The sequence below is a fragment of the Sporanaerobacter acetigenes DSM 13106 genome (genome assembly GCF_900130025.1).
In the GTDB taxonomy this organism is placed as follows: domain Bacteria; phylum Bacillota; class Clostridia; order Tissierellales; family Sporanaerobacteraceae; genus Sporanaerobacter; species Sporanaerobacter acetigenes.
The window spans coordinates 394348-406691 of record NZ_FQXR01000002.1; the positions used below are offsets into that span (position 1 = coordinate 394348).

Annotated in this window: 12 protein-coding genes; all 12 read right to left on the minus strand. The window is 31.2% G+C overall.

The window, feature by feature from the left end:
- Positions 1-25 precede the first annotated feature (25 nt).
- Complete coding sequence (locus tag BUA21_RS01855; protein WP_072742818.1) at positions 26-1681, minus strand: ABC transporter permease; 1656 nt, start codon at positions 1679-1681, stop codon at positions 26-28.
- Positions 1665-2780: an ABC transporter ATP-binding protein gene (locus BUA21_RS01860; RefSeq protein WP_072742819.1), complete on the minus strand. Its 1116-nt coding sequence runs from the start codon at positions 2778-2780 to the stop codon at positions 1665-1667. The genes BUA21_RS01855 and BUA21_RS01860 overlap by 17 nt, the downstream gene beginning before the upstream one ends.
- A 20-nt stretch (positions 2781-2800) precedes the next feature.
- The gene (locus tag BUA21_RS01865) at positions 2801-3844 is read right to left on the minus strand and encodes an ABC transporter substrate-binding protein (RefSeq protein WP_072742820.1); all 1044 of its coding nucleotides are present in this window, start codon (positions 3842-3844) and stop codon (positions 2801-2803) included.
- Positions 3845-4103: 259 nt separating this feature from the next.
- A complete protein-coding gene (locus tag BUA21_RS01870) occupies positions 4104-4751 on the minus strand; it encodes a rhomboid family intramembrane serine protease (protein WP_072742821.1) in 648 nt (215 codons plus the stop codon).
- A 24-nt stretch (positions 4752-4775) separates the two neighbouring features.
- Complete coding sequence (proC, locus tag BUA21_RS01875; protein WP_072742822.1) at positions 4776-5582, minus strand: pyrroline-5-carboxylate reductase; 807 nt, start codon at positions 5580-5582, stop codon at positions 4776-4778.
- A 102-nt stretch (positions 5583-5684) separates the two neighbouring features.
- Complete coding sequence (locus BUA21_RS01880) at positions 5685-6761, minus strand: SIS domain-containing protein (RefSeq protein ID WP_072742823.1); 1077 nt, start codon at positions 6759-6761, stop codon at positions 5685-5687.
- A gap of 1 nt (position 6762) precedes the next feature.
- Positions 6763-7245 carry a PTS sugar transporter subunit IIA gene (locus tag BUA21_RS01885; RefSeq protein ID WP_234973665.1) on the minus strand — a complete coding sequence of 161 codons (483 nt, stop codon included), beginning with the start codon at positions 7243-7245 and terminating at the stop codon, positions 6763-6765.
- Positions 7220-9076: a BglG family transcription antiterminator gene (locus BUA21_RS01890; protein WP_072742824.1), complete on the minus strand. Its 1857-nt coding sequence runs from the start codon at positions 9074-9076 to the stop codon at positions 7220-7222. The genes BUA21_RS01885 and BUA21_RS01890 overlap by 26 nt, the downstream gene beginning before the upstream one ends.
- A 32-nt stretch (positions 9077-9108) precedes the next feature.
- Positions 9109-9417, minus strand: coding sequence for a PTS fructose transporter subunit IIB (locus tag BUA21_RS01895; protein ID WP_072742825.1), 309 nt, complete (start codon positions 9415-9417; stop codon positions 9109-9111).
- A 21-nt stretch (positions 9418-9438) separates the two neighbouring features.
- Entirely contained in the window at positions 9439-10461 is a 1023-nt protein-coding gene (locus BUA21_RS01900) for a PTS fructose transporter subunit IIC (protein ID WP_072742826.1), read from the minus strand.
- 84 nt (positions 10462-10545) lie between these two features.
- Positions 10546-10764, minus strand: a complete 219-nt coding sequence (locus tag BUA21_RS01905) for a hypothetical protein (RefSeq protein ID WP_072742827.1) — start codon at positions 10762-10764, stop codon at positions 10546-10548.
- A gap of 103 nt (positions 10765-10867) precedes the next feature.
- Positions 10868-12343 (minus strand): glycoside hydrolase family 1 protein, encoded by a 1476-nt coding sequence (locus BUA21_RS01910; RefSeq protein WP_327198025.1) that lies wholly within the window; start codon positions 12341-12343, stop codon positions 10868-10870.
- Position 12344: the final 1 nt, after the last annotated feature.

Below are 12344 nucleotides of genomic sequence, written 5' to 3' on the forward strand. Positions count from 1 at the left end.
TTTTAAAAGATTGCTTATTTATATACTACATTGTAATTTCCTTTTCTCCTGTTAACTTAAAGAAAATCAATAAAGATATAATAGTAATTAAGGAAAGTATAGTAGCTAAAGCTGCTGCTACTCCAAAATTACCACGAATTACCTCTGTATAAGTGGCAATCGTCATAGTTTTAGTATTTCCTGTGTAAAGAATTATAGAAGTACTTAATTCTGAAATAATAGTTACCCAACTTAAAATAGCTCCCGATATAACTCCTGGTAACATCATAGGTAGTACAATTTTAAAAAACGCCTTAATATTTGAAGCCCCCAAAGATATAGCTGCTTCCTCTACACTAATATTTATCTGATGAAGAATTGCAGCACTGGAACGAATTGTATAAGGTAACCTACGAATTACAAAGGATATAATCATAATTAAGGCAGTCCCACTTAGTAGTAATGGTTTCTTGTTAAAACTTAAAAGTAATGCAATTCCTAAAATAGAACCTGGAACTATATAGGGAAACATAGTTAATATATCTAACATATTCGTAATAGGATTGCACCTTCTAACAGTAATATAGGCTATCAATATAGCAAGTAATATTACAATTATTATAGATACTCCTGCAAGACAAAAAGTATTTGCTATGGAATCTCCCATTTTAGAAAAAGCTATTTCATAACTTTTTAGTGAATATCCTCCTGAAAATACTCTCCCCGTAGTATCTAAGAAAGATGTATATATAACAGTAATCTGTGGAAGTAATGCTATTATAGTAAAGCCATAAACATAAATATGAGCCAATACATTTTTTAATCCTCTTTCTTTCTTTGCCTCTATTGGATGTAAAGCACTCATAGAAAAAGCCTTTTTATTAGAAATATATTTTTGTAATAAAAATATAGCTGTAGCAAATATAATTACTATAACAGATATGGCTGCAGCAAAACCGTCATCTCCACCTACTTCAGATATAAATTCGTTAAATATAAGAACGGGAACAGTTCTATAGCCTTCACCAATAAGCATAGGGGTACCAAAATCCGCCAAAGCCCTCATAAATACCAATAAAGCTCCTGCTAATAAAGTAGGTAGAATTAGTGGAATAACCACTTTAAATACCTTCTTAACGCCTGTACAGCCCATACTTTCTGCAGCCTCTAATAGAGATTTATCAATACTTTTCAATGCTCCATATAAGTACATATATATTAATGGTACCAACTGCAAAGTTAAAACCAGCAATATTCCTGTAAAGCCATAAATATCTGGCATTGCAATATTAAAAACATCTTTCATGAAATTTGTAATTACTCCATTTCTCCCCAATAACAATATCCAAGAATATGCCCCTATAAAAGGTGCCTGCATGGAAGATATTAAAATTAATACTTGAATTATAGACTTTCCTTTTATTTTAAAAGTAACCATAATATACGCTAAAGGTACTGCAAGTATTATTGTCAATATTGTGACCCATGTAGTAACCTTTAAACTATTAAATAAAGAGCCATAATAATATTTTTTACTGAAAAATTGTTTAAAATAAGCTAAAGAAAAACTCCCTGTATTCCCATCATGAATGCTCTTTGAAAGTATTGTGAATAATGGAAACACTAGCATAATAATATATAAAATAAATATAATTAAAGTAATAATTGACCAAATATCATATCTTTTACTTTTGGATAACATGATTCACAACTCCTTCAGTTAAATTTAACTGAGATTCCTTGTTAAATATATTTATTTTTTCTTTTTTTATTTTTAAACCTATTTCAGTATTAGGCTTAAGTATTTCTCCAATTGTAGACTCTTGGACTATTTCTGCCCTTTCTCCAGTTTCCAGTTCCACAAAATAATGGGTATTTAGCCCTAAAAATATAGAATCTAATATTTTCGCCTTAATACCTTCTCCATTTTTTTTAATAATAAATTCCTCTGGTCTTACAGAGACTTGAACTGGAATACTATCTGCAATTTCCCTAGAAATAATTAAATTATCTACAATTTCCGTATATCCTCCAATTTTTAAAATAAATCCATTATTATTAGGTATTAATTTTCCATCTAATATATTTGTTCTACCAATGAAAGTTGCCACAAATATATTGGCTGGCCTTTGATATATATTTTGGGGAGTTCCCACATGTTGTATTTCCCCATGATTCATAACAGCTATTCTATCTGATACAGCCATGGCTTCCTCTTGATCATGGGTTACATATATGGTGGTAATACCAATATCCTTTTGTATATCTTTAATAGCATTTCTCATTTCTATTCTAAGTTTTGCATCTAAATTAGACAGTGGTTCATCCATTAATAGCACATCTGGTTCAATAACAATTGCCCTAGCAAGGGCTACCCTTTGTTGCTGTCCACCAGATAAATTTTCAGGTAATCTATCTTTGTACTCGTAAATTTTTACTATTTTTAATATTTCATCTACCTTTTCTTCTATTTCTGCCTTAGGTACTTTTCTATTTTCCAAACCAAAGGCTACATTTTTTGCCACTGTTAAATGAGGAAATATAGCATAATTTTGAAATACCATGCCGATATTTCTATCCTTTGGAGGCACATTATTTATTATTTTTTCATTAAAATAAATCTCTCCATCTTCTATGGTATTAAATCCTGCCACCATTCTAAGTAAAGTAGTTTTACCACATCCAGACGGTCCAAGAAGGGTAAAAAACTCACCCTTCTCAACCTCCAGTGACAATCCTTTTATTACTGTATTATCTCCATATTTTTTAACCACATTTTTAAAATCTATAGATATACTCAAATGATTCACCTTCTAACTATTTATTTTTGCAGTGATGTAAACAAATCAATATATCTTTCTACTATTTCATTTTTATGTTCAGTAACATATTCTATATTTTCTTCTAAAGTAGAAATATTTTCCAACGGTGTCATAGAATCACTTAATTCTGCATCTGCTCTCAAAGGCCTTATAAATATTTCTGTTCCAAAAGCATCTTGTATTTCCTTTGAAGTGACAAAATCAATAAACTTTTTAGCATTTTCTAAATTCTTAGCACCTTTTATTATAGCTAAATGTGCATCTCCATATATAGTACCTTCTTTTGGATATACTACTTTAACTGGCGCGCCATCTCTTACATAGGATACAGATGGGTCTTCATAAGTTAATGCCACTACATATTCTCCATCTGCTACAGACTTATGAGCTGCACCAGAGCCACCGGATACTTTCCCATCTAGGTTTTCAATTAATTTTCCTACATAATCCCAACCTTCTTGTGATTCATAGTCTCCACCCATAGCAACTAACATATTGGTCAATTGATTAAAAGCTGATGAAGAACTAGCAGGGTCAGGATATGCGATTTTGCCTTTTAGTTCAGGATTTAATAAATCTTCATATCCTTCAATTTTTATATCTCCAATAAGATCTGTATTAACAAGTAAACAAGAGCCATCAGAATTATATGGTGTCAAATATCCATGTTTGTTTTTATGACCTTCTAACATATATTGATCATTTGGCGAAACGTATTCCTGATATAGATCAGGATTCTGTGCAAATTGAGCTTCAGCTATTCCAAATATTACATCTGCATAGGGATTTTCTTTTTCTGATTCAATACGTTTCATTAATTCTCCTGTACCTGCACTAATTAATTCTACCTTTATCCCTGTTTCCTTTTCAAAAGCAGGAATTACTAAATTAATAATATCTTCACTATTAGGTGAATAAACTACTAGCTCGTCCGATGTATCATCTGATGTATTACCATCAGTAGTATCTGTCTTGCCACAAGCAGCTAATAGCCCCATAGCTAATACTAAAACCATTGTTAAAGCAATAAATTTTTTATTCATTATATAACCCCCCTCACTGTTATGTATTTAATTTGATTTTATCTAAATAGTGAAACAATTTAAATACTGTAAAAGGAAAACATTGTCCAAAATAAGCAAGTCAATTAAGTTTCTGATAAAAAAGACTATTTGGCCACCTTGCCATATCAGAAGCAGTAATTTAAAAAGGATAGCAAGCATGCTATCCTCTAAATCTTCTTTTTTTAATATTTTATAGAAAAATCATGATTTAATAATAATTTACGGTTCGCCTATCGTATTACTCTCTTCTGAATTTTTTATATAGTATTATTCCCCCCAAAAATCCAAAAATATGAGCCCACCATGCCACTCCACCTACAGTTCCAGAAATACCTGACATGATTCCCGAACGAAGTTGAGTTATAAACCATATGAGTAAAAAAATTTGAGATGGCACTCGTATGAAAAATGGGAAAAATGGAATCAATGTTATTATTCTAGAATGAGGAACCATTATGAAATAAGCCCCCATGACTCCTGCAATAGCTCCAGAGGCTCCTACAGTTGGCAAATCTGACATAGGATTGAAAACAAAATGAGCAAAACCTGCTATTAGGCCAACCAATATATAAAAGACAATAAAACGAAAAGTCCCCATATAATCTTCCACATTGTCCCCAAATAGCCACAATGACCACATATTACTTAGTATATGAAGTATATCTCCGTGCATAAACATGCTTGTAAATAGCGGAATATAAGATTCAAGATGATTCATTCCCTTAAGAAATCGTGAGGGTATAAAAGCATATTTATATATCATACTTAAAGATTCATCATAAGGCATTGTCACTTGATTTATAAACACTATTACATTTATAGCTATAATAAACAATGTAGCCACGGGAACCTTTTTACTCTGCACAGTATCCCTAAGTGGAATCATACTATCCCTGCTTTCTTATCTTTTTTACTTGCTCATCTCTCTTGATTTATCTGCACATTTTTCCATTGCTGCCAAAACAGCATGCCTAAAACCTTTTTCCTCCAATGTAGCCACTGCCTCTATAGTAGTTCCTCCAGGAGAACATACATTGTCCTTAAGCTCTCCAGGATGTAAACCTGTTTCTAAAACCATCTTTGCAGAACCAAGAACTGCTTGAGCTGCAAATTTATAAGCCATATTCCTTGGCATACCTTCCAATACCGCTCCATCTGCCAAAGCTTCTATAAACATATAAACATATGCTGGAGATGAACCACTTACAGCTGTAACTGCATCCATTAAATTTCTACTTACAACCTCTGCCTTCCCAAAACTCTCAAAAATACTTATTATCTCTTCCAATTCTTCCTTTGTAACTTCCTTGCTAGGACTTATTGCAGACATTCCTTCCCCTACCATGGCTGGAGTATTTGGCATAACCTTCACTACCTTTACTTTTCTTCCAAAAGCAGCTTGAGTATCTTCAATATCCTTCCCAGCAGCTATAACCACTATTATAGCCTCTTCTTTTATATCATTTTTGATTTGTTCAATAACCATTGGATATATATGAGGCTTTATCGACAAAACTATTATATCGCATTTTTTTGCTATTTTTAAATTATCCGTAGTAATATTTACCCCATAAATTTCTTTTACCTTATCTAACTGCTTTTCATTGAGATCTGCAACTATAATATTTTCTGGAGATACTAGATTTGAGCTTGTTATCCCGCCAATCATAGCACTCCCCATATTTCCTGAACCTATAAATCCAATTGTCTTATTCATGTCATACTTCCTCCCATTGTTTTTTATGTCATCTTAATTTTAACACAAAAATTGAAAATATACTACAAAACCAGCCAAACAAAACATATGGCTGGTTTCATTTTATTCAACTCTTGTATTTGCAAGTTTAGTAAAAGAATCATTGGCTTGTCTATTTGGATCAAGTCCTAAAACTTCTGGAAGATATGTTGCAATTGCTTGGATACACACAGAAATGTTTATAGAAGACTTTGTATATGGATAGTAATTTACTTGTATTTTATTCTCATCTTGAATACTTTCATTGTTTGCTTCAATCACTAACATATGATTGACTTTATCCTTAAAATATTCCTCTATTTTTTCATATTCGTTAAATTTGTCATCAGAGATCTTTAACAAAATCAAATTAGAATCATGAGCTATCATTCTATGAATACCATGGGAAAATTCACCTATATCGCAAAATGTAGCTGGAATACAAAGAGTTTCCATTATCTTTAGCATTCCTTCCATAGCTGTTCCAAAATTGGGTCCATGACCTATAATTAAGAAATGATCTATTTTAGCCCATTCCTTGTTGCCCTCTAACCAAACGATTGTATTCTTTACATTATCCTCAATATTTCCAATAGATGATCTAATTTCATCCATTATTTCATCATACAAATTAGTTTCTATAGTCTTCTTTTTCATTCCCAATTCAAGAGCCAATAAATAAAGTTTTAGCAATGATGAACTGTATCCCTTGGTCTTGGCATTAGAATTTTCTTGTCCACAATCAAATTTAACAAAATAATCAGATTCCTTGCAAACAGGAGAATTCACATTTTCAGACAAAGCCAAAACCTTGAAATGATATTTGTGAGCTTTTAAAATACCATTGACAGTGCCTGTACTAGTTCCCGTTTGAGAAATAGCAACAATCAATGTAGTATCAATATCAAATAAATTCAAATCTAACTCTTCAAATTCTTGAGGTGTATATTGTCTAGTCCTTATATTTGCATATTCCTCATAAAAATGTTTAGAAATATAGCATATATTCAATGAACTCCCAGATGCAACAAAAATAATTTCTCTTATCTTTTCAGCTTCAATCTCATCTACAATTTCCTCTATATCCTTATTTTTCACAATGTTTTCTAATACAGAAGGAGTTTCTTCTATATATTCCCACATAATACTTTTTGATTTCATACTAGTTCTCCTTTGCACTGATAGTTTTTAGAATGACCTTGCAAATTTCCTCTTTATTTTTTTCTGTTTTCAAGAACCTTACAAAATCATCATCCATCAATTTGGCTGACAATTTAGATAGCAAAGTCAAATGTAGATTGTCCTTATTTTCTTTTGGTATCAATAAACTAATGATCAAATCAACTTTTGCATCTCCCCAAGGAATTATCTCTTTTGTTGTAATCATTAAAATAGATGCTACCTTGATAGATTCAGACTTGGCATGTGGAATAGCCAATATTGAATCAATAGAAGTTGCAAAAGAATTTTCTCTCTCCCATAAATCTTTTTCAGTTTCCTCAGAATCATCTGAAATACCCAATTGTTCAGCATTTTTTGCAATGAATTCAATGACACTATCTCTGGTCTTTAAATCTTCATCTAAAAAGATATGATCCTTGGAAATTATGTCCATAATATCACCTTTCTCTAAATAATATTTCATACAAATAATCATAGGATTTATTCTTAACAATATTCATTATAGTTGCTTCATCTCTAACCAAATCATATAGATAATTAAATACCTTTATACTAGAAGTATCATTTTCACTAAAACAAATAAAGATTATCATCTGTATCTTCTCGTCATCCCATACAACTGGTTCCTCAGTCAATCCTACAGCAATTAAAGAACTTGATTGACTAGACGAAACGCAGTGAGGTATAGCCACTAAATTTCCTATTTTCGTAGACGAAACATGTTCTCTTTTTATCACTTCATTCAATGTATTTTTATCAATTGCATTTTGAGCTATTAGTTTTTCTCCAATTTCATCAATTAGATCATATTTATCTTGATTTTTAAGATCTGTAAAAAAGCGTTCTTCACTAAATAAGCTCTTAAATGAATCATAGGGTTGGCTATTTTCAATGATCACCTTGTCAATGCCTTTATATAGCTCATTGCTGAAAATATCATCCACCAAAACTACAGGAATATCAACATCCAAATCTATTGGCGTTGTAGTGATCAACAAATCCGCATTGCTATTATTTATGGAATCAAAATATTTCCCAGGATATATTTCAATAATTTTAAAATTTTCATATCTGCTATTGATTTTTTCTTTCAATAAATGGCAATATCCTAATCCTAAATGGCACAATATAATCACTTTATAATTGTCTGTACTAGTAGACTTTTCAGTATAAGATGCCAAATGCAAAGCAATAAATCCTATCTCATTCTCATTCAAATTTATATTATAATAATGATTTAATTTGTTGATAAGCATAACGGCAATATTGAATTCAACAGGTATATTTGCCTTTATTTCCTTAATAATAGGGTTTTCAACAAACACATTTTTTTCATTTCTTTTAATTAACAATCCAATATGCATTGAAAGTCTCTCTAAAAAATCCTTATTTATAGGAACTTTATCATCAAAAAAATTTAGTGATTTCAAGCATTCATAAATTATTCTTTCTAAATCCCTATCTTTGATGAATTGACTGTTCTTTAATACATCGTCAATATAATTGCTAATATAAAATATATCATAATCAGTAAAATTTATATCATATTTCCACTCAATATCTCTCAAAATATCATTAATAATAGGGTTTGCCAAATTAGACATGTGGGAACTTTCGCTATGCTTTTTACTTCTCAAGATACATATAAGTATCAATTTATTTAAAATTTTAATATCAAAATCATTTAAAAGAACACCATTTGAATACAAATTGTTGGTCAATATCTCATCAATTCCAGCAATCAAAGCATCATCAATATTTCCAACTTGATAGTATATAGAAGGAACTTTCATCAATATATCTAACATTATCTTTCGAATATCTGATTCAATTCCTTTAATATGCCATTCCAAATCATCTCCTATTACCAATTCTAAATTGTAATTGGCCAATAACTCAATCAATTCATTTTTCAACTGATATATAGATGATGAGCTAAAATGCAATAGTTCAGATAGACCATAAATTGTTTCACCTTCTACATTCAAAAGATGTATAACAATCAAAAACAATCTATGGTCTTTATTGTTTATATCAAAGCTCATTTTGTATTGATTTAACATTGCATCAAAATCACTTTTTGCATAATTTGGAACAAACAATTTATAGCCCAGGCCCTTAAATGATGCAATATTGCAACCCAATGTATTTATCATAGAATTTATATCACTTATATATCTAATAACCGTTCTTTTAGATAAATCAAATTGATTTGCCAATTTGTCAGCTGTCACATATCCATCGGGATTATTGCTTATAGATATCAATAAATCTAATTTTTGAGAGTCTAGCATTTTTCATCCCACTCCTAATTTTTATTAAACAATTATTCAATACTTTCCAAAGCTTTTTTCATAGATTCATCTGCATTTTTGATGAAGTCATTTGTTTGACATCTATATATTTTAACTCCTTCAAATCTTTCAGCTTCCCTCAATGCTACATCTGTAGCCATAATGATTAAATCTGCTTCTTCAATCTCTTTTTTGCTCAATCTGTTTTCAATTCCCAATGCACCTTGAGTTTCAACTTTTGCTTTATAGCCTAATTTCTTTGCTGCCTTTTTTATTCCTTCTGCTGCCATATACGTATGAGCAATTCCTGTAGAACATGATGTCACTCCAATAATCTTCATTTTTCATTCCTCCATTTATTATTAATCCTCTTCTACATAATCTTTCTTTAATGCATTAACCATGAGTGCTGTAACCAATGATCCGATGAATATTGCTAAAGCATACCATACTTTATGAGTTGTAACAAATATAACTATTGGTCCTCCATGAGGTGCATAACATTCAACTCCTGCCAACATTGAAACAATGGCACCAACAGCACCACCTACACATATACTAGGCAATACTCTAAGAGGATCCTTTGCTGCAAAAGGTATTGCCCCCTCTGAAATTCCTATCATTCCCATAGCCAATGCTGCTTTCCCCGCTTCTCTATCTTCTTCAGAATATTTTTTCTTATTCAACAATGTTGCCAATCCCATTCCTAGTGGAGGTGTACAAATAGCAACGGCAACTGGACCTGCCAAAGTATATATCCCCTCACTAAACAATGACCAAGCAAATAAACATGCTACTACATTTATTGGTCCACCCATATCAAATGCAGTCATGACACCTAATATAATTGCTAAAACGATTGCATTTCCACCTTGCATACTCTTTAAGAAATTTGTCAACGCTATATTCAACGAATTCAATGGAGCTGTAACAACATAATCCATAATAAGCGCAACAGATATTCCACCCAACAAAGGTATTATAAAAATTGGCATTAGAGCTTTTATAGAATAATGTACTGGAATTTTCTTGATTGCATTAACAATATAACCTGCAAGTATACCAGCTATAATACCACCTAAAAATCCTGCACCTTTTGATACTGCAATTGCTCCACCCAACATTCCAGGCATAATACCACTTCTATCAGCTAAACCAAAAGCAATAAATCCTGCAAGAATTGGTATCATATAACCCATAGACATTCCGCCTAGTTCTTCCAACCTTTTCAATACTGGGCTAGTTATGACTGCTCCTTCTCCAGCCTCAATCCCACTAAAAGCAATAGATACTGCAATAAATATACCGCCAAATACAACAAATGGAATCATGTAACCTACACCTGTCATAAGTGCTTCTTGAATTTTTTTTAGTTCATCTTTCAAAATACTTCCTCCTCTGCTTTTTATTTTGTATTCATTAGTTTCTTCCACTTGAATATATTATAGCAATTTAAAATCTCTGTGATATTAACGTTTGCCAAAGAAAGTGACACATAAAAAAACCCCCTTGGGAAATCCAAAAGGGTTCTTAGAAAATGCATTTTTAGCTGTCATCATCTCTATTGTATTAAAATCAGGATGTAGACCTTCTACTTCATCATATGCTACTTGAATTTCAGTATGAAGTTCATCTATCTGTCCATTTAGTCTTTCCAGCAATTCCAGTCCCTTGTCATCCTTATTCATCCACCCACTGAGCTTTCGGTTAAATAAATTATATCATTCTTTTATAAATTTATACAGTAAAAAAATTTGATGCGCTGAGAACCATCCCCAGCGCATCTTAGTTTTATGCCAAATTTTCACCATTACTTTCTATTACCTTCTTATACCAAATGAAAGAATCCTTCTTCAACCTTTTTAAGCTTCCATTCCCATAGTCATCCTTATCCACATAAATAAATCCATATCTTTTAGACATTTCAGATGTAGAATCACTCACTAAATCAATTGGTCCCCAAGTTGTATAACCCATTAGATTTACTCCATCTTTAATGGCTTCCCTCATTTGAATTATATGTTTCTTTAAATAATCAATTCTATAATCATCATGAATCTTATTGTCATATTCTAATCTATCATATGCACCCAAGCCATTTTCAACTATAAAGATAGGCATTCGATATCTATAATATAAATCATTCAAAGCCCATCTTAAACCTATTGGATCAATTTGCCATCCCCAATCAGTCGTTTCTAAATACGGATTTTTCACTCCTGTAAATAAACTATCAGATAATCTTTCTGCATTAGAATTTGAACTTTCTGTAACTGATTTATAATAACTTATTGAAATAAAATCCACTGGATGGAGTTTTAAAATTTCATCATCTCCAATCTCTTTTTTTATATAAACATTATTTTCTTTGAAATATCTTAAAATATAACCCGGATATTCTCCTCTTGCTTGAACATCTGTAAAAAACAAATTCATTTGATTTGCCCTTTGAGCTTTTATAATATCTAAAGGATTGTTGGTTTCTGGATAAATTACAGTTCTTGCAAGCATACATCCAACTTTGTTTTTAGGATTAATTTCATGAGCTATCTTAGTTGCCAATGCACTAGCAATAAATTGATGATGACCTGCTTGATAGCTCAATTCTAGAGGATTGTCACTATCTTCTAAAAACACCCCTCCACCAATATAAGGATTCTTTGCTATGACATTTATTTCATTAAAAGTCAACCATAGATCTACCTTATCCTTATATCTTTCAAATACTGTTTTTGCGTATTTTATAAAAAAATATATCAATTTTCTATTAGACCATCCATTATATTTTAATGCTAGATTTAATGGCGTATCATAATGAGATAATGTCACTAAAGGTTTAATATTATATTTCTTACACTCATCAAATACACTGTCATAAAATCTCAAACCTTTTTCATTGGGTTTTTCATCATCTCCATTTGGAAATATTCTACTCCAGCTTATTGATAGTCTAAAAACATTAAATCCCATTTCAGCAAATAATTTTATATCTTCCTTGTATCTATGATAAAAATCTATACCGTATCTCTTTGGGAAATAATAATTGCCTTCATTGTTTAACATTTCTTGGATTTCTTTTCTAGTCACATTTGGTGGCCTATCACCTTTTCTTTGTTCCTTTGGAACAAATTTGACCATATCCGCTATTGATAAACCTCTATTATCTAGATTATATGCTCCTTCTATTTGACAAGCTGAAGTTGCTCCTCCCCACAAAAAACTTTCTGGAAATCTATTGCTATTCATGTTCTTCTCCTTTTTACACATT